The sequence below is a fragment of the Verrucosispora sp. WMMD1129 genome (assembly GCF_029581255.1).
Classification (GTDB): Bacteria; Actinomycetota; Actinomycetes; order Mycobacteriales; family Micromonosporaceae; genus Micromonospora; species Micromonospora sediminimaris.
In genome coordinates, this window is record NZ_CP120741.1 from 1721189 (window position 1) to 1743095 (window position 21907).

19 protein-coding genes are annotated in these 21907 nt (G+C 71.8%); 15 read left to right on the forward strand and 4 right to left on the reverse strand.

Features of this window, described 5'->3' with window-relative positions; genetic code table 11:
• Nucleotides 1-118: 118 nt before the first annotated feature.
• The 11 genes from O7624_RS07755 to O7624_RS07805 all read left to right on the forward strand — a co-directional run bounded on the left by O7624_RS07755 (nucleotide 119) and on the right by O7624_RS07805 (nucleotide 14164).
• Nucleotides 119-865, forward strand: coding sequence for a pyrimidine reductase family protein (locus O7624_RS07755; RefSeq protein WP_282239501.1), 747 nt, complete (start codon nucleotides 119-121; stop codon nucleotides 863-865).
• An 80-nt stretch (nucleotides 866-945) separates the two neighbouring features.
• The gene (locus tag O7624_RS07760; protein WP_282239502.1) at nucleotides 946-2241 is read left to right on the forward strand and encodes a hypothetical protein; all 1296 of its coding nucleotides are present in this window, start codon (nucleotides 946-948) and stop codon (nucleotides 2239-2241) included.
• 1230 nt (nucleotides 2242-3471) lie between these two features.
• Nucleotides 3472-5223 carry an ATP-binding protein gene (locus O7624_RS07765; protein WP_210939668.1) on the forward strand — a complete coding sequence of 584 codons (1752 nt, stop codon included), beginning with the start codon at nucleotides 3472-3474 and terminating at the stop codon, nucleotides 5221-5223.
• 12 nt (nucleotides 5224-5235) lie between these two features.
• Entirely contained in the window at nucleotides 5236-6384 is a 1149-nt protein-coding gene (locus tag O7624_RS07770) for an exonuclease SbcCD subunit D (RefSeq protein ID WP_282239503.1), read from the forward strand.
• A complete protein-coding gene (locus tag O7624_RS07775) occupies nucleotides 6384-8858 on the forward strand; it encodes an SMC family ATPase (RefSeq protein ID WP_282239504.1) in 2475 nt (824 codons plus the stop codon). Before O7624_RS07770 ends, O7624_RS07775 begins: the two co-directional genes overlap by 1 nt.
• A gap of 7 nt (nucleotides 8859-8865) precedes the next feature.
• Nucleotides 8866-9831 carry a hypothetical protein gene (locus tag O7624_RS07780; RefSeq protein WP_282239505.1) on the forward strand — a complete coding sequence of 322 codons (966 nt, stop codon included), beginning with the start codon at nucleotides 8866-8868 and terminating at the stop codon, nucleotides 9829-9831.
• A complete protein-coding gene (locus O7624_RS07785; RefSeq protein WP_282239506.1) occupies nucleotides 9831-10688 on the forward strand; it encodes a fused MFS/spermidine synthase in 858 nt (285 codons plus the stop codon). Before O7624_RS07780 ends, O7624_RS07785 begins: the two co-directional genes overlap by 1 nt.
• A gap of 83 nt (nucleotides 10689-10771) precedes the next feature.
• Nucleotides 10772-11464, forward strand: a complete 693-nt coding sequence (locus O7624_RS07790; protein ID WP_093402862.1) for a sigma-70 family RNA polymerase sigma factor — start codon at nucleotides 10772-10774, stop codon at nucleotides 11462-11464.
• Entirely contained in the window at nucleotides 11461-12237 is a 777-nt protein-coding gene (locus O7624_RS07795) for a zf-HC2 domain-containing protein (protein WP_282239507.1), read from the forward strand. Before O7624_RS07790 ends, O7624_RS07795 begins: the two co-directional genes overlap by 4 nt.
• A 228-nt stretch (nucleotides 12238-12465) precedes the next feature.
• Nucleotides 12466-13125: a hypothetical protein gene (locus O7624_RS07800; RefSeq protein ID WP_282240571.1), complete on the forward strand. Its 660-nt coding sequence runs from the start codon at nucleotides 12466-12468 to the stop codon at nucleotides 13123-13125.
• A gap of 121 nt (nucleotides 13126-13246) precedes the next feature.
• Nucleotides 13247-14164 carry a DNA-3-methyladenine glycosylase 2 family protein gene (locus O7624_RS07805; protein ID WP_282239508.1) on the forward strand — a complete coding sequence of 306 codons (918 nt, stop codon included), beginning with the start codon at nucleotides 13247-13249 and terminating at the stop codon, nucleotides 14162-14164.
• A gap of 9 nt (nucleotides 14165-14173) precedes the next feature.
• Here the strand turns inward: O7624_RS07805 and O7624_RS07810 are convergent, their stop codons facing one another.
• Nucleotides 14174-14386: a hypothetical protein gene (locus O7624_RS07810; RefSeq protein ID WP_093402858.1), complete on the reverse strand. Its 213-nt coding sequence runs from the start codon at nucleotides 14384-14386 to the stop codon at nucleotides 14174-14176.
• 136 nt (nucleotides 14387-14522) lie between these two features.
• On the opposite strand from O7624_RS07810, the gene O7624_RS07815 reads away from it, so the two are divergent.
• Both O7624_RS07815 and O7624_RS07820 read left to right on the forward strand, forming a co-directional pair.
• Nucleotides 14523-15623: an ATP-dependent DNA ligase gene (locus O7624_RS07815; protein WP_282239509.1), complete on the forward strand. Its 1101-nt coding sequence runs from the start codon at nucleotides 14523-14525 to the stop codon at nucleotides 15621-15623.
• A gap of 73 nt (nucleotides 15624-15696) precedes the next feature.
• Nucleotides 15697-17238, forward strand: a complete 1542-nt coding sequence (locus tag O7624_RS07820) for an alpha/beta hydrolase (RefSeq protein WP_282240572.1) — start codon at nucleotides 15697-15699, stop codon at nucleotides 17236-17238.
• 41 nt (nucleotides 17239-17279) lie between these two features.
• Here the strand turns inward: O7624_RS07820 and O7624_RS07825 are convergent, their stop codons facing one another.
• The 3 genes from O7624_RS07825 to O7624_RS07835 form a co-directional block, all read right to left on the reverse strand.
• Nucleotides 17280-18428, reverse strand: a complete 1149-nt coding sequence (locus O7624_RS07825) for a Clp protease N-terminal domain-containing protein (protein ID WP_282239510.1) — start codon at nucleotides 18426-18428, stop codon at nucleotides 17280-17282.
• A 190-nt stretch (nucleotides 18429-18618) separates the two neighbouring features.
• Complete coding sequence (locus O7624_RS07830; RefSeq protein ID WP_282239511.1) at nucleotides 18619-19695, reverse strand: hypothetical protein; 1077 nt, start codon at nucleotides 19693-19695, stop codon at nucleotides 18619-18621.
• 85 nt (nucleotides 19696-19780) lie between these two features.
• On the reverse strand, nucleotides 19781-20449 hold the full coding sequence (locus O7624_RS07835; protein WP_282239512.1) for a helix-turn-helix domain-containing protein: 669 nt from the start codon (nucleotides 20447-20449) through the stop codon (nucleotides 19781-19783).
• A gap of 62 nt (nucleotides 20450-20511) precedes the next feature.
• Here O7624_RS07835 and O7624_RS07840 point away from each other — a divergent pair, with 62 nt between their 5' ends.
• Both O7624_RS07840 and O7624_RS07845 read left to right on the forward strand, forming a co-directional pair.
• On the forward strand, nucleotides 20512-21237 hold the full coding sequence (locus O7624_RS07840) for a DUF899 family protein (RefSeq protein ID WP_282239513.1): 726 nt from the start codon (nucleotides 20512-20514) through the stop codon (nucleotides 21235-21237).
• 267 nt (nucleotides 21238-21504) lie between these two features.
• On the forward strand, nucleotides 21505-21870 hold the full coding sequence (locus tag O7624_RS07845) for a hypothetical protein (protein WP_282239514.1): 366 nt from the start codon (nucleotides 21505-21507) through the stop codon (nucleotides 21868-21870).
• The last annotated feature ends 37 nt before the right edge of the window (nucleotides 21871-21907 follow it).

Genomic DNA, 21907 nt, shown 5'->3' on the forward strand with positions numbered 1-21907 from the left:
GCATGATCTGCCGAGCGTGCCGGGCGCGGCGGCACGACGACTGCCCGGGCCGGAACTGGTGCGACTGCCAGCACCGTACCCCCCGACCGACCCCTCCCGTCACCGGTCCGGCCGGCGAATGAGCAACGGAGCACCGATTTCCGTCCTCTGGCCGGACCCGTCACCCGAGCCGGTGGACGACGACACGCTCATCGCCCGGTACGGCCGCGCCGGGCAACCGCACTTGCGGATGAACTTCGTGACCAGCGTCGACGGCGCGGTCAGCCTCGACGGCTACTCGGCCGGGCTGTCCGGCGCACCCGACAAGCGGGTCTTCGGACTGCTCCGGATGCTCTGCGACGCGCTGCTGGTGGCCGCCGGCACACTGCGTCACGAGGGTTACCGGGCGATCCGGCTCGATGAGCGACGCCGGGCCTGGCGGCGTGCGCACGGGCTGACCGAGTATCCGACCCTGGTCGTGGTCTCCGGCTCGCTCGACCTCGATCCGGCCCAGGCTGCCTTCGCCGACGCGCCCGTGCGCCCCGTGGTGCTGACCCGCCGGGACGCGACAGCGCCGCCCGGCCTGACCAGGGTGGCCGATCTGGTACGCCACGGCGAGGACCGGGTCGATCTGGTCGCCGGGCTGGCCGACCTGCGCCGTCGCGGGCTCGGTCAACTACTCTGCGAGGGCGGTCCGCACCTGTTCGGCGCCCTCACCGCCGCCGACCTGGTCGACGAGGTGTGCCTCTCGATCGCACCGCTGCTCGCCGGGGCCGGGCCCGGCCGGATCACCGCCGGTGACCCGAGTCCCGCCCGGCACCTGCCGCTACGGCACGTCCTTCGCGCCGACGACGGCACCCTGCTGCTCCGCCACGCCCGGCACTGACCGGCCGCTCCGCCACCACCGCTGCGGCCGCCGCCACGAGTTGTCGGAAAGACCGCGAAAGCGCAGGTCAGCTCACTACCGTGAACCGGTATCGGCGGCTGCCGGAGGGCGGAGACGTGGCGTACGAGGTGGTCGAGCTACGGGTCCACGGGGTCTCCGGAGCCGCCGCCGAAACACTGCTGGACCATCCGGTCGTGACCAGGGTCGCCGGCGACGACAACGCCGGCTTCTACCGCCCCCGGCCCGGCTTCGGCGTCAGCGACCGGCCGCAGGCGCTGCGGGTCGAGGCGTACCGCTGGGGGGCGCTGACGGCCGGCGGCGCCGTGCGTACCGCGTCGCTGCTGTTCCTGCTGCCGTTCATGCTTGTCAACCTCGCGGTGTGGACGCGGCCGGCGACCGGTGGGGCCGGTGGTTTGATCGGTCCGCTGTGCCGGCTGCTCGCCGCCACCCTGACCGCCGCGTTCACGCTCTCCGTGGTGGGCGTGACCGTCGACCTCGTCGGCTGGCAGTGTGTTCCCTATCAGCCCTGCCTGCGCGGACGCGGATACCTCTCCTGGCTGGCCCAGCTGCCGCTCGGGCCCCGCCTGGCACTGCTCGCCCTGGTGCCGATCGGCGCCCTGCGGCTGCTCTGGTGGCTCGGCGAACGGTCGGCCCGGGTGTTCGAGGCGTTTCCGGCGGCCCGGGGGCAGGATCGCACCAGCGGCGGAGAGGACCGCATCGACAGCCCGGGCTTCTGGAACGACGCGCTCGTGGTGCACCGATTGCGTGCCATCCACGTCGCGGTCGGGCTGGGCGTGCTCGACGCGAGCCTGCTCGCCGTGCTGGTCCACCTGCATCCCACGCCCGCCGTCCGCCTGCTCTTCGGTGTGACCCTGATGCTGCTGGCCACCTGTGTGGTCCTGCTTCTCCGGCCGGCGCGCACCGTGCCGGCCGGCCAGGGTCGGGGACCGGTGGACCTGCGCGGCATCCGACCGCTGCGGATCGGTGCTCTCGCCCTCACCGTGCTGACGCTCACCTACAGCGCGGTGGCGGTGGAGCCGGCGCCGCCGCACGGACAGTTGCCCGGACATGAGGGAGCGGTGGCTGGTCTGGTGGCAGTCCAGGCCGTCCTGCTCGGCGCGCTCGTCGCGGCGACGCTGCACCAGCGCCGGCGCAGCCCGGCGGCCAGCTCGTCGTGGCTGGGTGGGCTCGCCCCCCCGTCTTCGCCGCCATGGCGGTCGCCGTCTCGTACGGATTCGCCGCCGCGCTCGTCTACCGGGTCGCCGACCTGCTCGACCGAGGCGACATTCCGAATCCGGCCCGGTTGGACCGGTCCGGCGCGCCACCGCTGGAACCACCGGTCTCCTACCGCTGGGCCGCCCTGGCCGGCCTGCTGACGGTGCTGGTCGTGGCTGCGACGGCGCTCTGGCGGATCGCGGCTACCCGGCGGCAGCGACGCCGGATGGCCGAGGAGATCGTCCGGCAGGACTTCCCCGATCCGCCGCCGGAGGCGTTGCCTCGACGCGCCGACGTACGGGAGATCGTCGCCCGGTCCGCGATCGCCGAGCATCTGGGGCCGGTGCTCACCGTCTTCCTGGTGCTGTCGGTGCTCGGCGTCGCCGTCGTCGCCCTGGACCTGGTCGGCATCGGGCCTGCGGAACTCAGCCAGCAACTGGCTGGTACCGATGGCGCGGTCGCCACCGACCTGGCACTCGTGACCGATGCGGGGATCTACGTCATCGGCCTGGTCGGGCTCGGCATCGTGGTGCTCGGGCTGTTCTCCTACCGCTCCGAGGAGACCCGGCGCACGGTGGCGGCGATCTGGGACCTCGGCACCTTCTGGCCACGCACGGTGCACCCGTTCGCGCCACCCTGCTACGCGGAGCGGGCGGTGCCGGAACTGGCCAAGCGGGTCGCCGCGCTGACCGACCACGGTGGCGTGATCCTCTCCGGGCACAGCCACGGCTCGGTGCTGGCCGCCGCGACCCTGCTCCAGTTGCCGTCCCGGGCGCTGCCCCGGGTGGCGCTGCTGACCCACGGCAGCCCGCTGCACCGGGTGTACGCGCGCCTGTGCCCGGCCTTCTTCGGCGACCCGATCCTGACGGAACTCGGCGACCGGATCGGGTGGCGGTGGGTGAACCTGTGGCGGGACACCGACTCGGTCGGCGGGCCCATCTTCTCGGCCCACCGCCCGGGGCAACAGCCACACGTCACCGGGCCGGCCGGCACGGTCGACCGCCGGCTGCGCGACCCACGCGGCATCACCGTGCCACCCGACGACACCGTCCCGCCCCCGGTCAACCGGCACTGGCCGTACCACACCGACGAGGCGTACGAGACGGCCGTGCGGGACCTGGCCGGTTGGTTACGGCCCGCCACCGGTACCAACCCGCCACCGACGCCCTGACGGCGCGGCGGCGCCGCGGACTCGCGGCATGACGGGCCGCCGGCTTGGCGCCTTGTCTCACGAAGCCCGGACACCCGCCGTCAGGTTCCGATCGCCGTGCGCGTTCGGCGTGATGTCGTTACGTGGCCTGCGCCGCGTCGCGTGGCGGCCTGTCGTACTCCTCCGGCAGGATGCAGGGCGTGTGTGCCGACCGCGACGACCAACCGAGCGGAGTTGCCCGATGACCGACCAGGGGTTCGACGGCCCGGGCGAGGGGGTGGGCCGGGTGCTGGGCACCGCCGACGCCACTCCCCTGCAGTTCTGGACGGCGGTCGCCCCGGGCAGCTATCTCCAGCTCGACGACGTGGTGGTCACCCGGCGGGAGCTGCCCGACCGGGAGCCGGTGACCATCGCCGGGGTGGTCACCCAGGTCCGGGCGCGGCACGAGGGCGCGCAGTTCGATTCCGACGTCTTCGCCATCGCCGACGGCACACTGCCGGCGATGGTGCAGGAGGCCGCCGAGATCACCACCACCCGGGTCGACCCCGAGTTCTACGTGCCGCCGCAGCCGGGCGCCGTGGTGCACCGGGCCGAGGGCGATGCCCGCGCCCGGGCGCTGCACTTCGACCGGATGGAGCGGCGCATCCCGATGGGCACCGGCCGGGACGGCGTCCCGGTCTACCTGAACGCCGACTTCCTCGACGGCAGCCGGGGCGCGCACGTGTCGATCTCCGGCATCTCCGGGGTGGCCACCAAGACCAGCTTCGCCACCTTTTTGCTCTACTCGGTGTTCCGCTCCGGGCAGCTCGGCGGCGACGCGGTAAACGCCAAGGCGCTGATCTTCAACGTGAAGGGCGAGGACCTGCTCTTCCTCGACCATCCGAATGCCCGGCTCGACGACCCGACCCGGGCCGCGTACGCGCGGCTCGGCCTGGCCGCGGACGCCTTCCCCGACGTACGGGTCTACGCGCCGCCCCGGGTCGGTGACTCGTCCGGCACGCCGGACGTGAGCAGTCGGCTCACCGGCGTGGACAGCTTCTACTGGACGCTCACCGAGTTCTGCGCCGACCGCCTGCTGCCGTACGTCTTCGCCGACGCCGACGACGAACGCCAGCAGTACACGATGGTGGTCCACTCCGTCGCCGCCCACCTGGCCCGGTACGCCCAGCCCGCCGACGGCGGCGTCAGCATCGACGGTGTCCGGCTGGGCAGCTACGGCGATCTGGTCGACCACGTCGTCGAGCAGCTCAGCGACGACGAGACCCGCGGCGACTGGGCAGGCAGCGCGGTGGGGCTGGGCACTGTGAACGCGTTCGCCCGCCGGTTGATCGGCAGCAAGAAGGACCTGTCCCGGCTGATCCGGGGCGACCTGGCCACCCGCCGCCCGCACAGCATCAACACCGCCGAGAGTGCCCAGGTCACCGTCGTGGACCTGCACAACCTGCCGGACCGGGCGCAACGTTTCGTGGTCGGTGTGACGCTCAAGAGCGAGTTCGAGCGCAAGGAGAAGGCCGGCACCGCCAAGCCGCTGCTGTTCGTGGTGCTCGACGAGCTGAACAAGTACGCCCCGCGGGAGGGTTCCTCCCCGATCAAGGAGGTGCTGCTCGACATCGCCGAGCGGGGCCGTTCGCTCGGGGTGATCCTGATCGGCGCGCAGCAGACCGCAAGTGAGGTGGAACGACGCATCGTCACCAACTCGGCCATTCGGGTGGTGGGCCGGCTCGATCCGGCCGAGGCGTCCCGCCCGGAGTACGGTTTCCTCCCGCCCGCCCAGCGGCAACGCGCGCTGCTGGCCAAGCCGGGCACGATGTTCGTCAACCAGCCGGACATCCCGGTGCCGCTCTGTCTGGAGTTCCCGTTCCCCGCCTGGGCGACCCGGGTCTCCGAGGCGGGGGCCGCGCCGTCACAGACCCTGCGGTCGATCACCCAGTCCGCCGATCCGTTCGCGGTCGTCGGCTCCGGCGGCGGCGCCGACGACGACATCCCGTTCTGAGAGGCAAGTCCAGTGAAGATCCTGCACACCTCCGACTGGCACGTGGGCAAGGTCCTCAAGGGGCAGTCGCGGGCCGAGGAGCACAAGCAGGTGCTGGCCGGGGTCGTCGAGATCGCCCGCCGGGAGCGGCCCGACCTGGTCGTCATCGCCGGTGACCTCTACGACACGGCGGCACCGACCCCGGAGGCGACCCGCCTGGTCACCCGGGCGTTGACCGCGCTGCGCCGCACCGGCGCGGACGTGGTGGCGATCGGCGGCAACCACGACAACGGTCCGGCCCTGGACGCGCTGCGCCCGTGGGCCGAGGCCGCCGGCATCACCCTGCGCGGCGGCGTACGGGAGGATCCGGCCGAACACGTCATCGACGGCACCACCGCCGACGGGGAACGCTGGCGGCTGGCCGCCCTGCCGTTCCTGTCCCAGCGGTACGCGGTCCGCGCGGTGGAGATGTACGAGCTGACCGCCGCCGAGACCACCCAGACGTACGCCGACCATCTGGGCCGCATCCTGGCCCGGCTGACCGAGGGTTTCGACGAGCCGGACCGGGTGCACCTGGTCACCGCCCACCTCACGGTGGTCGGCGCGGCCACCGGCGGCGGCGAGCGGGACGCGCACACCATCATGGGTTACGCGGTGCCCGCCTCGGTCTTTCCCGGCACCGCGCACTACGTGGCGCTCGGGCACCTGCACCGCGCCCAGCGGGTGCAGGGGCCGTGTCCGATCCGCTACAGCGGTGCCCCGCTCGCGGTCGACTTCGGCGAGCAGGAGAACGTCCCGGCGGTGACCCTGGTCGAGGTCACCGCGACCACGGCGGCGCGGATCCGGGAGGAACCGGTGACCGCGGCCACCGCGTTGCGCACCGTACGCGGCACCCTCGCCCAACTCGCCGAGATCACTGCGCCGGAGGGTTGGCTGCGGGTGTACGTGCGCGAGCAGCCCCGCGCCGGCCTGCGCGAGGAGGTGCAGCAGTTGCTTCCCCGGGCCCTGGAGATCCGGATCGACCCGGAGCTGGTGCCGGCGCCCGGCACCGGCACCCGGGTGGCTCAACGGTCCGGTCGGTCGCCCCGGCAGTTGTTCGCCGACTACCTGGACAGCCGGGGGCATGCCGACGAGGGCGTCCGGGAACTCTTCGACGAGCTGCTCGAGGAGGTCGATCACTGATGCGGCCGATGCGGCTGGACCTGGCCGGTTTCACCGTCTTCCGCGACGACACCACAATCGACTTCACCGACGCGGACTTCTTCGCCCTGGTCGGGCCGACCGGTTCGGGCAAGTCGACGGTGCTCGACGCGATCTGCTTCGCCCTGTACGGCACGGTGCCCCGGTGGGGTGGCACCCGCGGGCTGGGCAACGCGCTCGCACCGTCGGCCACCGAGGCGCGGGTCCGACTGGTCTTCGAGTCCGGCGGTGCCCGCTACGTCGCCACCCGGGTGGTGCGTCGGGACAGCCGGGGCAACGTCAAGACCGCCGGTGCCGGCTTGCAGCTGATGCCGGACGGGTTCGACGTCACCAAGCTGGACACCGGGCTCAGTCCGGAGGACCTCGGTGAGGTGGTCGCCGGCACCCCGGCGGAGATGGACGCCGCCGTGCTGGCGGCGGTCGGTCTGCCGTACGAGCAGTTCACCAGCTGCGTGGTACTGCCGCAGGGCCAGTTCGCCGACTTCCTGCACGCCCGCCCGGCCACCCGGCAGCAGATCCTGGTCAACCTGCTCGGTCTCGGCGTGTACGAGCAGGTGCAGCAGCGGGCCACCACCCGGGCCGGGCAGGCGGAGGCGAAGCTGGAGGCGGTCGATCAGCTGCTCGCCGGGCTGGCCGACGTCGACGACGACGCGCTGGAACTGGCCACCGGTCAGGTCGACCGGATGCGGAAGCTGGCCGGTTCGGTGACCGCCGCCGTACCGGAACTGGAAGCGGCCCGCACGACGGTGCGGGAGGCCAACGCGGCGCTGGCCACGCTCGACGCCGAACTTGCCGCGTTGGACGAGGTTCGAGCGCCGGACGGGGTGGCCGAGGTGGCCCGGGCGGTAACCGCCGCCCGGGCCGAATCCGACGCGGCGGCGACCGCGGTGTCGCTGGCCGAGGAGCGCGAGGAGAAGCTGCGCGGCGAGTTGACCGCCGCCGGCGACGAGAGCGCCCTGCGGATGCTGCTGCGGGCGTACGCCGACCGGGAGCAGCTGTCCGCTCAGGCGGAGCAGGTGCGGGCCGGGCTGGAGGCGGCCGACGGCGAGCACGACGCGGCGGTGCGGGCACTCACCGGGGCGCAGGCGGCGGCGGAGCGTGCCGAGGCGGAACTGGCGGCGGCGTTCCAGGCGCACGAGGAGGCGAAGACCGCCGATCAGGCGACGGCGTTGCGGGCCCACCTGACCGACGGGGACGCCTGCCCGGTCTGCGAGCAGACCGTGGCCCGGGTGCCGGCGATTCCGACCGGCTCGGCGGTGGCGCGGGCGGTGGCGGCCGGCAAGGCGGCCCGGGCGGCGAGCGAGGCGGCCAGGAAGGTCGTCGCCGAGCGGGACGCTGCCGCGCGTGACCTGGAGCGGGTGCTGCTGCGCGCCCGTACCGAACATGACGGGCTGCGGGCCCGACTCGCCGAGCTGGATGAACGGCTGGCCGGGGCGGCGACCGCCGAGGCGCTGCGGGCGCGGTTGACGGAGCTGGCCCGGCTGCGGCAGGGGCTGGACGAGGCGACCACGGCGGTCCGTGCCGGCCGGGACGCCGCCCGGCAGGCTCGGGCGGCGGTGGAGGCGGCGCAGGATCGGCTGCGGACGGCGTGGCGCAGCTTCGACGGCGCCCGCGACGCGGTGGCCCGGTTCGGGCCGCCGGCCACCGACCGCGACGATGTCGCCGGTGCCTGGGCGACGTTGGCCGAGTGGGCGCGGGACCAGGCGCAGCACCGCCGGTCGGAGCGGGACGGGCTGGCCACGGCCGTGGTCGAGGCGGAGACGGCGGCCGGCGCGGCGGCGGACCGCATCGCCGGCATCTTCGCCGACGCCGGGCTGCCCGCCCCGGACGACCCGGTGCGTGCCGCCACCGTCGCGGTGGAGCGGGCCGAGGCCGAGCTGCGCCGGCTGACCGAGCGGCGCGAGCAGGCGGGGGCGCTGCGGGAGCAGCGGGCCGGGCACGAACGCGAGGCGCAGGTGGCTCGGGCGTTGGCGGGGCACCTGCGGGCGAACAACTTCGAGCGGTGGTTGCTGGCCGAGGCGCTGGATCTGCTTGTCGACGGTGCGTCGGGCATCCTGCGGGAACTCTCCGGCGGTCAGTACGACCTGGTCCACGACAAAGGCGAGTTCTTCGTGGTCGACCACCACGACGCAGGGCTGCGTCGCGGGGTGCGGACACTCTCCGGCGGTGAGACGTTCCAGGCGTCGCTGGCGCTGGCGCTGGCGTTGTCCGAGCAGCTGGCCGGGATGTCCACCACCGCGGCCAGCCTGGAGTCGATCGTGTTGGATGAGGGTTTCGGCACCCTCGACGCGGCCACCCTCGACACGGTCGCCGCCACCTTGGAGAACCTCGCCGCCCGGGGCGACCGGATGGTCGGCGTGGTCACCCATGTGCCGGCGCTGGCCGAGCGCATCCCGGTCCGCTTCGAGGTGCACAAGGACGCCCGCTCGGCCCGGGTGGAACGGACCGGCCGGTGATGTGGACGTGAACCGCTTCTTCGTCGATGCCTGGGATCCGGGCTACGGGGCGTCGTTCGAGGCCGCGCCGGCCGGTCCGGCCGCGCCGAGCAGCGCCCAGGTCGAGGCGGAGCACGAGCTGCCGGTGGTGGACTGGCGGGCGATCGGCCCCCGTCCGGAGGTCCGGGTACCGGACGTGGTGCTGCTGGTCGACGGGGTACGCCGGATCGACGCCAGCATCTGGACGGCCGAGGAGGACGGCGGTTCGTTTCCCGGGCTGGCCGCCTCGTACGCGGCCGGGGTGGTGCGGTGCGACCTGGATCGCGGTGCCGCGCAACTGGCCGGCGCCACGGTGGAGCGTGGCCTGTTCACCGCCAGCCCGTCGGCGACCGACGTGGTGGCCGGCAACGTCCGCTACCCGGTGCACCGGGTCAGCGGCAGCGGTGAGCTGGCCAAGCTGCCGGCGGCGGTGCAGGGGCCGTTGACTGCGCTTGAGGTGCAGGTCTCGGCCGCCGCGCGGACCGACGACGACCTGCTGGTGGTGGACGGGCCGTTGCGTAACCGGCGGCAGCTGCCGCGCACCCTCGGCTACATCAAGACCCAGCACAGCCAGTATCTCGACGCCCGGCTCACCGCCGTGGTCACCGGTCTGCCACCGGGCCACCGCTCGCCGGTGTTCCGGCTCGGCACCGCCTGGGGCGGCTGGTCGTGGTATCTGCGGCTGCCGGTGGCAGCGGGCGCGCCGTGGGCGGGAATTGTCCGGCTGGAATGCTCCGCCGACCTGGAGACCGCCGAGGCGGTGCGGTTGGCCGACCTGTCGGCGGTCACCCTGCCCCGGTTCGCGTCCAGCCCGTACAAGGATCCCCGGGCCCCGCAGAACCTGGTCCCGATCGCCGGATTGGAGCGGCTGCTGCGCTCCCGGCTGGGCGACGCGCGCCTGCTGCACCGCGCGCTGACCGTCGCCGCCCGAGCCGCCACCCGGACCGGCCGCTGATGGGTCGGCGTCGCGCCGCCGACCGGATCACCGAGCCGGTCGACACGGGGCTCGCCGAGCTGGTGCCGGACCGGGACCGGTCCGGCTCGTGGACGCTGCTGCTCGACGGCGCGCCGCAGTCTCATGTGGACCTTACCGATCCCACGCACCTGGAGTTCGAGTACGTCCGTCGACTGGCCGCCGCGATCGACCTGGTGGCACCGGCGGGTGCTCCGCTGCGGGTGCTGCATCTGGGCGGCGGTGCGCTGACCCTGCCCCGGTACGTCGCGGCCACCCGCCCGGGCTCGACGCAGCGGGTGGTCGAGGTGGACGGGGCGCTCGTCGACCTGGTGCGGCGGGCGTTGCCGTGGCGGGCCGATCCGCGCCTGAAGGTACGCGTGGGTGACGCGCGGGCGGTACTCGCCTCGTGTCGGGAGGCCAGTTACGACGTGGTGGTCGCCGACGTCTTCGCGGGTGCCCGGACACCGGCCCGGCTGACCTCGGTGGAGTACGCGGCCGAGGCGGCCCGGGTGCTGCACCCGGCGGGCTGGTATCTGGCAAACGTCGCCGACGGGCCGCCGCTGCGCCACGCCCGGGGGCAGGTGGCCACCGTACGGGCGGTGCTGCCCCGGGCGTGTCTGGTCGCCGACGCCGCCGTGCTGCGGGGGCGGCGCTACGGCAATCTGGTGCTGCTCGCCGGCCGTCAGGACCCGCCGGTGGCCGCGCTGACGCGCCGGGCCGCCGGTGACTGGTTTCCCGGCCGGGTGCTGGTCGAGGCGGAACTCGATCGCTTCACCGGGGGCGCCACGGTGGTGCACGACGCCGACGCCGTCGACTCGACGCCACCTCCGCCGGGGATTTTTTCCGTCGAACGTTGATCCGTTCGGTGCTGCCTCCCGTACCAGTCAGCAGCCATGCCCGTGGGGGGACGGCTTTCTGTCCATGGACGTCGGAGGTCTGCATGCACGCACTGGCGGTCGGTTGGCAGGGCGACCGGGTGCGGGTGGACTGGATGTCCGCCCGGTCCCAGTCGCGGCCGACCACGTCCACCCGTGGGGTCGACTCTCGTGCGGCGGCTCGCCAGAATAGCCCGGTGACGCCGCGACCCACCCCTGGCCGCCACCAGGCTTCCACCACCGAAGCCGCCCATTCCGACCAGCTGGTCCGCACGCTCTACGCGGAACACGCCGGGCCGCTGCTGATGTTCGTGATGCGGTTGACCGGCGGTGACCGGCAGCGGGCCGAGGACATCGTCCAGGAGACCCTGCTGCGGGCCTGGCGCAACGCGCATCGGCTGGGCACGCAGGGACAGGGGTCGCTACGGCCGTGGCTGGTGACGGTGGCGCGACGGATCGCCATCGACGAGCACCGCAGCGAGCAGGCCCGCCCGGCCGAGACGTACGACCGGGACCTGACCGCGTTCGCCGAGGCCGACAGCACCGACCGGGTGCTCCGGTCGATGACGGTGGCGGACGCGCTGCGAACGTTGAGTCAGTCGCACCGGGAGATCCTGGTGGCGACGTACTTCCGGGGCCGGACGGTGCCGGAGGCGGCCGAGGAGCTCGGTCTGCCACTGGGCACCGCGAAGTCGCGGGTCTACTACGCGCTGCGCGCGCTGCGCACAGCTCTGCAGGAGAGGGGGGTGACGGAATGAGCCGGGTTGACCACATGGACGTCGCCGCGTACGCGCTCGGCGTGCTTGACGAACAGGACATGGAGCGGTTCGAGGAACACCTCGCGACCTGCTGGGCCTGTGCCGCCGAGCTGGAGACGATGGTGCCGGTGGTCGGGCTGCTCTCCGACATCGACGAGGAGTCGATCACGGCGCTGGAGCAGACCCACTCGGATCCGGTCCTGCTGGACCGGACGCTCGTGGCGCTGCGTACGCATCGTCGGCGAGCCCGGTTCCGGCAGGTCCTCGCGACCGCGGCGGCCGTGGTGGTCTTCGGTGGGCTGACCGGTGTCGTGTTCAGCAATCTCACCGACAGCAGCACGGCGCCGCCGTTCGCCGGACCGACCACGGCTCCGGTGGGCCCACCGAGCGACCGCCCGGGAAATCCGAGCGGCCCGAGCGTGGGTGGCAACGAGCAGGAGGGTGAACAGGTCGACGTCACCGACCCGACCACCGGCGTCGACGCGACGTTCTGGCTGATCTCGAAGGACTTCGGCACCAAGATGGACTTCAGCCTGAGCAAGCTGCCGGGGCCGCGCACCTGCCGCCTGGTGGTGGTACGCGACGACGGCTCCACCGAGGTCGTCTCCACCTGGTCGGTGCCGGACGGTGGCTACGGCACGAACGCCAACCCGAACTTGCTGGCCCTGTCGGCGGCCACGTCGACGAAGCTGGACGACATCAAGCACTTCGAGGTGCAGGAGATCGACTCGCGGGGTGCCACGGACACTCTGGTGACCGTCCCGGCGGTCTGATCCACCTGTTCGAAAGGCCCGCCTCGATCGAGGCGGGCCTTCGTCGTTGCGGGCCCACCCGGTCGGGCGCGGCGCGGCGACCTGGGGATACGGACTCACACGGACAGAGAACCCAGACGGTTCAATGGATGCTTGTGAACTTGCCCACCCTTTCGGATTCAACCTTGACAGCGCTGGTCCCGTATCTCCCGGTGAACTTGCCAAGTATGAGGAGGGCACGTGGCACAGATGAAGCGAACCGTCATCGCCGTGGGCGCCATGTTCGCACTTACGGCCTGCGCTCCCGCAGGCTACAACGGGGCGGACGCGGGCGCGGCCGAGCCGGTCGCCGTCGCCGCGGCCGAGCCCAGCGTGACCGCCGACCCCGAGGCCAGCGCGGAGCCGGGCGCCTCGGCGTCACCGGGCGCGGAGGCCGAAACCGACGCTCCCCTGCCCGACGGTGTCGAACTGACCGACAGCCTGACCGGCAAGAAGTTCCCCCGGATGGGCAGCGCCGTGGTCAACCAGGACGGATTCATCCTGTACCGCTTCGACCGCGACACCAACGACCCGCCGTCGTCCAACTGCGACGGTCAGTGCGCCGAGGTGTGGCCGCCCGCGCTTACCGACGGCGCCCCGGAGCTGAAGGGCGTCTCCGACGACGCCGTCGGCACCATCACCCGCGAGGACGGCACCCGCCAGATCACCCTCGACGGATGGCCGCTCTACACCTACATCGGCGACAAGAAGCCGGGCGCCTGGAAGGGCCAGGGCGTCGGCGGCACCTGGTTCGTGGTCAACCCGGACGGCAGCAAGAACCTGGAGTGCCTGCCCAAGGGCACCCCGAAGGCGGTCGCCCCGCCGTCGAAGACCGAGTCGAACGATTCGGACTCCGACTACGACTACTGATCCATCAGCACGTCGGTGGCCGGCCGCAGCCAGCAATGGCGCGGCCGGCCACCGGCGTTCCTGACGCGGACCAGCGGGTGCGCCTCGTTGACCCGGGCGGCTCGCGTGGCAGAGTGAGCCGGTGAACTGGACGGCACCAACCACGAAGCGGGTCCTGCGAACACCAGCCGGCTACCGTTTCGCCGCCTCGGTGCGTTCGCTCACCTTCAGTCCGTACGACCCGTGCGCGCGGATGATCGCGGGCGTCTTCTGGTGGGCGGCGCGCACGCCCGACGGACCGGGCACCCTCGCCCTGCGGCCCGAGGGCGGCCATCTGATCGCCGAGGGTCACGGGCCGGGCGCCGGCTGGATGGGCGAGCATGCCGACGCGGTGGCCGGGTTCCGCGACGACCTGACCGGGTTCGCCGAGCTGGCCGCGAGCCACCCCGTGGTGGCGCGGCTGGCCAGCCAACAGGCGGGGCTACGGATGCCGGCCAGCGGGCTGATATTTCCCCGGGTGCTGCGGGCCGTGTTGGAGCAGAAGGTCACCGGCAAGGAGGCCTACCGGGGGTACGCGGCGACCGTGCGCCACTTCGCCGAGCCGGCCCCGGGTCCGGTACGGCTGCTGCTGCCACCCGACCCGGCGGTGATCGCGGCCGCGCCGTACTGGGTCTTCCATCCGTTCGGCGTGGAGCAGCGACGCGCCGAGACACTGATCCGGGCCGCGCGGGTGGCCGACCGCCTGCAACGATGCGCCGACTCGACCGAGGCCACCCGGCTGTTGCGGTCGATCCCGGGCATCGGGCCGTGGACCGCCGCCGAGGTGGTCCGGGTCGCGTACGGCGACGCGGACGCGGTGAGCGTCGGCGACTACCACGTACCCAACACGGTCGCCTGGGCCCTGGCCGGCGAACCGCGCGGCGACGACGCCCGGATGCTGGAGCTGCTGGAGCCGTTCCGGGGCCACCGGGGCCGGGTCTGCTGCCTGCTGGAGGCCGCCGCCGTGCAGGCGCCGAAGTTCGGCCCGCGCGCCCCGATCCGATCCTTCGCCCACTACTGAACGCCGGCCTCAGGCGGCCTCGCGCAGGTCGGCCAGGTCGACCGGGGTACGCCGACGCAGCAGCTCGGCCAGCTCGTCGACCGACCCCACCTCGCCGAGCACGTTCTTGCCGCCGCCGAAGCGCCGGGGATAGGTGTGCACCAACCGGTACACGTACCGGCCGTGGATCAGCTCGACGCTGACCCGCCACCGCCCGCAGCACCCGCACACCCACTCCGCCACCTCGCGAAAGTAGCTCTGACCTGCGGTTTTGCGATTCGCCCGGGTAGTACGTGACGGGTCAGATGCGGACAGGCCGCCCACCAGCCGACCGTGATCCGGCTCACCACTGTCGGTGCCGTCTGATTGACTGATCGCCGTGGACCTGCCGATCAATTCGCCGGTGGAGCCGATGCTCGCCCGCAGCGTCAATTCGATCCCCACCACCCCGGGGATGACCTACGAGCCCAAGTGGGACGGCTTCCGCTGCATCGTCCTCCGGGACGGCGACGAGGTGGAGCTGGCCAGCCGGGGCGGCAAGATGATGACCCGCTACTTTCCCGAAGTGGTCGAGCAGGCCCGCCGGCAACTGCCGCCGCGCTGCGCGGTCGACGGCGAGCTGATCGTGATCCGCCGCGACGGCCCGGACGGGAAGCCCCGGCTCGACTTCGAGCTGCTGGCCCAGCGCATCCACCCGGCGGCCTCCCGGGTGAAGCTGCTCGCCGAGACGACCCCCGCCGACTTCGTCGCCTTCGACCTGCTCGCGCTCGACGACGAGAGCCTGCTCGACGCCCCCTACCCGACCCGCCGGGCCCGACTGGAGCAGGCGCTGGCCGGGGTGCGACCCCCGGTGCACGTCACCCAGATCACCACCGACGCCGAGGTGGCGCGCCGCTGGTTCGACGTCTTCGAGGGCGCCGGCCTGGACGGGCTGATCGCCAAGCCCGCCGACCTGCCGTACGAGCCGGGCAAGCGGCTCATGTCCAAGGTCAAGCACGCCCGCACCGCCGACGCGGTGGTCGCCGGATTCCGCTGGCACAAGTCCGGTCCGGTGGTCGGGTCGCTGCTGCTCGGCCTCTACGACGACGCCGGGGTGCTGCACCACGTCGGGGTGAGCGCCTCGTTCACCATGGCCCGCCGCGCCGAGCTGCTGGACGAGCTGGCCCCCTACCGCGACGCCGGGCCCGAGCACCCGTGGGTGCACGGCGACCACGAACGCGGGCAACGCATCCCCGGCGGGGTTAGCCGCTGGACCGGCACGAAGAACCTGGAATGGGAGCCGCTGCGCCCGCAACTGGTGGTCGAGGTGGCGTACGACGCGATGGAGGGTGACCGGTTCCGGCACACCGCGCGCTTCGTTCGCTGGCGACCCGACCGCGACCCGCTCTCCTGCCGATACGATCAACTCGACCGGCCGGTCCGGTTCGACGTGGACCAGGTGCTGCGGGGTGACCCGGCGGTGCCGGCCGGGCCCGCATAGCTTGGCCGTCGACGATCACGGAGGCTCGTTCGTGACCCGTACGCCCGACCGGACCCGCCGTTTCCGGCTCACCGTGGCCGGCCTGACCGCCGCCGTGGTGGTCACCGCCGGCTGCACGCTGCCGGCGTTCGCGCCGCGCACCGACGTCGACGGCGAGGCCGCGGCACCGGGGGCCGCGCCGACCTGGCGATCCTGCCCGGAGGTGGCCGACGAGGTGGTCGGGCGACGCGCTCCGGACATCAGGTACGAATGCACCCGCATCCAGGTGCCGCGCGACTGGGCGGGTGGCAGCGCCGCCACGACCGGTCCCGGTGCCGGCGAGACCTTCGAGATCGCGCTGCTCCGGGCCCGCTCCACGAACCAGCGCGACCGGATCGGCTCGCTGCTGGTCAACCCGGGCGGCCCCGGCGGCTCGGGCGTCGACACCGCCGTCTACCTCACCTTCGGTGAACAGTACGGCGGCCTGCCCGACGCGATCCTCGAACGCTTCGACATCGTCGGCTTCGACCCGCGCGGAGTGGCCCGGTCCAGCCCGGTCGAGTGCATCCCGGACGCCGACCTCGACGCCGTCTTCGGTTACAACCCCGACCCGGAGAGCCAGGCGTCGTTCGACGACTTCGTCGCGCTCAACGAGCAGATCGGTCAAGGGTGCGGCGCCAAGTACGGCGACCAGCTACCGCTGTACGGCACCGAGCAGGCAGCCCGCGACATGGACGCGATCCGGGCCGCTGTCGGCGACGAGAAGCTGACCTACCTCGGCTACTCCTACGGCACCCTGCTGGGGGCCACGTACGCCCAACTGTTCCCGCAGCGGGTGCGGGCGCTGGTGCTCGACGGCGCGGTCGACCCCCGGCAAGACCTGATCGAAGGCTCGGAGAGCCAGGCGAAAGGCTTCGAACGCGCCTTCGACAACTTCACCCGCTGGTGTGCGGCAAACGCGGGCCGCTGCCCCATCGCCCCCGACGCCCGCGCAGCGGTCACCTCGGCGATCGACAAGGCAGAGGTCTCCCCCGTCCGCTCCGCCGAAGGGCGGGAGGCCACCGCCGGCTGGATCTTCTACGCCATCGTCTCGTCGCTGTACTCCGAACCCGGCTGGCAGCAACTCGCCCAGGCCATCGACCGGCTGAACCAGGGCAACCCGACGGACGTGTTCCGGCTCGCCGACAACTACACCGACCGCGACTCCGACGGCCGCTACAGCAACCTCTTCGACGCCAACCTGGCCATCAACTGCGCCGACGAGGAGCAACGCCCCGACCTGGAGCGGATCCGCCAGCTCCAGTCCGAGTGGCGCAGCCGGTATCCGCTCTTCGGCGCACCGCTGGCCGCCGGCCTGGTCTCCTGCACCGAATGGCCGGGCGGCAGCGACCCCTACCCGACCGGCCGCGCCGAGGGCGCCCCACCGATCCTTGTCGTCGGCACCACCGGCGACCCCGCCACGCCGTACGAGCAGACCCCGGCGTTGGCCGAGATGCTGGGCGTGGGGCGGGTGCTCACCTGGGAGGGCGAGGGCCACACCGCCTACCCGCAGACGGCCTGCATCACCCAGGCCGTCAACGCGTACCTGATCGACCTGACCGTGCCGGCCGACGGCGTGCGTTGTCCGGCCAGTTAGCCACCGGCCCTGACGGGGGCGTCTCGCAGTTGTCGTCGAGGTCAGTTCAGTCCGAGGCGGGCGGCGGCCATGTCGCAAACGGCGCGGGGATCGACGCCCAGATCAGCGAGGAGTTCTCGGCCGGTGTCGTCGGAGTCGGTAACGGCGGCGTACACCAGGTGAGCGCTTCCCGCCGGCATCCGCGCGCCGAGGTTGGCCAGTTCCCGAGCCCCCTCGGCGATCCGGGCAGCCGCCGCCGTCCACGGCGGGTTGTTTCGTTCGGTCTGCCAGGACCGCTTAGGGCGTGATTCGGCGAGTTCCGTGCCGTAGCTCGCCTTCGCCACCCGCAGAGCGGCGTCCTGCCGGGTCATTCCGAACCGGCCGAGCAGCATCTCGTTCGCGACATCGGACGGCGAGGCGGGCCGCAGATCCCCGGCCTGCATCTCCTCCTCGAGCACGAGAACTCCCATCATCAGGTGGGCCGGTGAGGTACGGTCGTGCCCAAGACGGACCGTCTCGGCGACCGCCTCCAACTCCAGCCAGTTCAGTGCCGGCGTGGTCTCCGCGAACAGCCGAGCGACCGAGAGCACGAGGCCTCTCTTCAACCGGCCGGTCTTCCTGCCCGGCTCCCGGGCGATGACCACGATCTCCTGTAACGGCCCGGCGAGCCCCGGCCGTGGCGGCTCCCGGTCACCCTGCGGCCACAGCTGAGCGACCACGGCATCCAACCGGCCGGGCACGATCTGGTCCGACACGAGGTACTCGTGGGCGTGCCGGCCCGGATCCTCCAACAGCGCCTCGAGTACATGGGGGCTGCCCACGTACGGTGCCCGACGCCGCACCGCAAGATGAGCGGCGAGCCGTAGCACCGCCACCGCAGGTGCCTCCCAGCCGAGTGCCTCGGCAAACCGGTCCCGCGCCGGGCCGGGCCAACCAAAACTCCGCCAATACGCCTCCCGCATCGCCCGAACGACCTCAAGGGTCAGCTCCCCCGACAACTCGACATCACCGGTCGAGACGCGCGACGCCTCGCTACGCCGCCGCGGCGGCTGCTGCGGCCGGACCGGGATCACCGACCGCAGCAGCGGATAACGCCCCAGCATGCCGAAGAGCACATCGTCGACGCCGATTGTCGTCTTCTTCAGGCGCACCGCCTCGCGCGCAGCGCGGCGCAGCACCGAGTAGACGCCTCCTCCCATCACGATAGACATCGTGGCCTCCCATCTGGCGCTACGCTCTCCGGCACCACAATGACGGTCGACATCAACTACTCCGGGTCGCCCGATGTGGGCTGGACAGGTCAGTGTTCCTACGAGGCGTGCCGGTACAGCCGCCGCAGCGCTCGGGTTGGCAGCAGCCCGCTCGAACACTTCGTAGGCGCCGAGCCGAACTGATCGAGCCTCAGGGTTGGTCGGCAGTGAGCGTAGAGATCGCAGATTTCGCCTGCGGCATCGCGAACAGTTGCTCCAGGACCTCGGGATAACTGGCACCTTGCGCGACCCGGCCACGCGATTGTTCAAAGGCCGTCTCAACCTCGGGTGAGGCGACCGGTGGGCGGGCCGGGATGGTGAGCGACTCCCCAGCGGACGCAGACAGCGCAGAGCCGGCACGAGCGACAAGTCGGCGTATCAGGTCCGCGTAGGAGAGGCCGTACCCGTCAAGTATGGGCCGGGAACTGCGCAACTCCTCCGGCTCAGGAATCTCACTCAGCGCCAACTGATGAAGGATCGAGGCTGCGGCGAGCACGATGTGCTCGAACTGAACATCGGCAGACCCCTCACGGACGGCCTGCCGAACTGCCTCATCCTCCAGCGTCGTCAGCAGGCCGGAACGCGGCCCGTCGACCTTCCACGAAAGCACGGTGATGGGCCACATCAGCAAGCGGCTCACCACGTTCACCCGCAGGAAACCTGTCCGCTCCAGCGAATCGACAGCAGGTGCCCACGGGTGCTTACCCTGGAATGGCTTCAGCCGGCCGACCTCCGACAACAGCTCACCCCGATCGACGCCGCTACGCGTCACGAGGGCACTCGCCGTCGTCCCCTCGCTCGCGAGAAGCGCAAGTAGCACTTCACGGTCGCCGACCCACGGAAGTCCCCGCTCCACAGACATCGATCGCGCATTGGCCAGGACCTGCACGGCCCCTGCCGTCCAGCCGGGCAACACCGCAGGCTGCTCACCAATGAGGAAGTCAGACCCCTCGCGAGAAACCTCGCGAAGGAGGGCACGAGCCACATACGAAGAGAGCAGCTCTACGGTGCCACCCTTCCCCTCGTTGTCGAAACTCGCGCCCACAAACGCCGAAATGTTCGACCTCAGAATGGACCTGAGTAGGGGCAAATTACCGCCCAACCTCCGACAGAAATCAAGCAGCAAGTCACCGGATCCGACGGAAAATCGACCGCTACGTGATGCTCTTTTGAATGCCGGCATAAGGACCGCCATAACCGTCCAGCTTGAATAGTCAAGCACGTTCACATGAAGATCATTCGTGAGGCTTCAAGTGCCGTCCCCGCATCCATCCGACGTGTTGCAACGAGCAGGTCGCCGTAGCGTCTCACGATCAGACTGCGACAGCGAGGTAGCGCCGCACAACGTCGGTGACGATGTCGCGGTCGCCCTCGATGCGTACGGTGCCGGCGCGCTCGGCGCCGGTGAGCGGCAGGCCGTCGAAGAGCACCTCGCTCCAGGCCGTCGAGTCGGCGGTCACGGTCGCCACCGGGTCGACGGCGGCACCGGGCCGGACGTCCAGCAGCCCGTTAAGGGCGGCCAGCCGATATTCGCGTACGGGCGGGTCGGGTTGGCGGGTGTCGTAGAGGCGCAGGGCGGTCGGCGGCAGGCCCTCGGGGACGGGGGGTGCCATGGTGCGCATGGCGAGGACCATGGCGTCGGGGGTCATGCCACCGCTGGTGCGGGGGTCCGGTCCGGAGGAGTACCAGCGGCCCAGGGACGCGAGGACCGACTCCAGGCCACGGCCCCACTCGGTGACGGCGTACGCGCGGGTGCGCGCCAGGTCGGTAAGCGTCACCTGGTCGACGATGCCGGCCTGTCGCAGGGATCTGAGCCGGTCACTGAGGACGGCCGGGGTGATACCGCGAACGGCGTCCTGAAGGTCGGCGAAGCGTTTGGGACCGAGGAGCAGTTCGCGGACGACGATGAGCGTCCACCTGTCACCCACCAGGTCGAGGGCGTTGGCAGCCCGGCAGGCGTCGCCGTGGTGCGCGTAGGTCAACTTGGCAGGCAAACCTGATCAACTTCTTTCACACGAGTGGACGCTATGTTTATAGTAGCGGCATGCAGAGTATGGACACATCGCCAGCGCCTCCGGTGGTCGACCGCGACACCTGGCTTCGGGAGCGAAACGCACTGCTCGTACGGGAGAAGGAGCACACCCGGGCGGGTGATGCCATCGCCGCCGCTCGCCGTCGCCTCCCGATGACCGAGGTCAACCCGGTCAAGCTGGTCGGCGAGCAGGGCCCGGTTTCGTTGCTCGACCTCTTCGACGGGCGTGACCAGCTCGTGGTCTACAAGCACATGTGGCACCTCGGCAAGCCGTTCGAGGAGCAGTGCGAAGGCTGCACCATCAGCATCTGGAACTTCCACGAGGCTAGCTACCTGGAGGCACGGGGCATCAGGTTCGCGGTCTTCGCGGAGGGACCGTACGAGGAGATCGCACCGTTCCGCGAGTTCATGGGCTACCTCCACCCGTGGTACTCGACGTACGGCATCGAGGATCCCGCCGTCGCCGGCGGCGGCGTCATCGCCTGCTACCTGCGCCGGGGTGACCGGGTGTTCCTCACCTACGAGACGACCGGACGCGGCGTCGAGGCGATCATGGGCTCGCTCCAGCTGCTCGACATGACGGCGTACGGACGACAGGAAGCCTGGGAGGACTCCCCCGACGGCTGGCCGCAGGCCGACCCAACGTACAGCTGGTGGCGCAAGGACGGCCGCCCGGTGGCCCAGTGGACCCGCCCCGGCGCCACGCCCGTCCAGTCGGACCAGCACCACTGCCACTGAAGACCTGAGCCGAACGGTTGCCACCTACCCGGGGCCATCGGCGCAGAGACCACGCCACCGACCGGCATGTCGCTAAGGGATAGACGTGGACATTACGGATCTAATGGGTCGGTGCTAAGGATCGATGTCGTTGCTGCCGGGCTGTTGCTGGCACTGACCGGCTGCACCGGTGGCCCTCGGACACCTACCAGCACCGAGAAGGCCCCTGGTATCTCGCCGGGGCGGGCGCCGGAACCGACGCCTGCCCCGGCGGTCGGGGGCGGCCGGGTGCTGGACGGTGACGGTTACCGGACCCTGGTCGCCGGTGCGACGTACGACTTTCTCGCGGCGATGCACGGTCGAGTGGCCGTCGGTGATGGCGGCTGCCTGACCCTGTGGGACGAAGCAGGGGCCGCAGTGGTGGTCTGGCCGCCGGGCACCACGTTGCTTCCGAATGGCCGGGTGGGCGTACGCGTGCCTGACGTCGGGGAGATCGTCGTGGGTGATCGGGTCGACGGCGGCGGCGGCTTCTTCGAGGCTCCGCTCACCGAGGCCGGCCCGCCGGAACATCTGCCACCCATCCCGGCCGCATGCGCCTCCGTCGGCGCAGCCTTGGCGGTACTCGAACGCGTCAGCCGGTACAGCGACAGTTGACGGTGCTCTGCCGCACATCGGGGCGCGCCGTTGTGGG

Coding starts and splice junctions, on each gene's coding strand:
- O7624_RS07795 (WP_282239507.1), top strand. CDS start 11,461: ATGAGCCGGGTTGACCACATGGACGTCGCCGCGTACGCGCTCGGCGTG.
- O7624_RS07825 (WP_282239510.1), bottom strand. CDS start 18,428: ATGTCTATCGTGATGGGAGGAGGCGTCTACTCGGTGCTGCGCCGCGCT.
- O7624_RS07800 (WP_282240571.1), top strand. CDS start 12,466: ATGAAGCGAACCGTCATCGCCGTGGGCGCCATGTTCGCACTTACGGCC.
- O7624_RS07775 (WP_282239504.1), top strand. CDS start 6,384: ATGCGGCCGATGCGGCTGGACCTGGCCGGTTTCACCGTCTTCCGCGAC.
- O7624_RS07755 (WP_282239501.1), top strand. CDS start 119: ATGAGCAACGGAGCACCGATTTCCGTCCTCTGGCCGGACCCGTCACCC.
- O7624_RS07840 (WP_282239513.1), top strand. CDS start 20,512: ATGCAGAGTATGGACACATCGCCAGCGCCTCCGGTGGTCGACCGCGAC.
- O7624_RS07765 (WP_210939668.1), top strand. CDS start 3,472: ATGACCGACCAGGGGTTCGACGGCCCGGGCGAGGGGGTGGGCCGGGTG.
- O7624_RS07790 (WP_093402862.1), top strand. CDS start 10,772: ATGCACGCACTGGCGGTCGGTTGGCAGGGCGACCGGGTGCGGGTGGAC.
- O7624_RS07785 (WP_282239506.1), top strand. CDS start 9,831: ATGGGTCGGCGTCGCGCCGCCGACCGGATCACCGAGCCGGTCGACACG.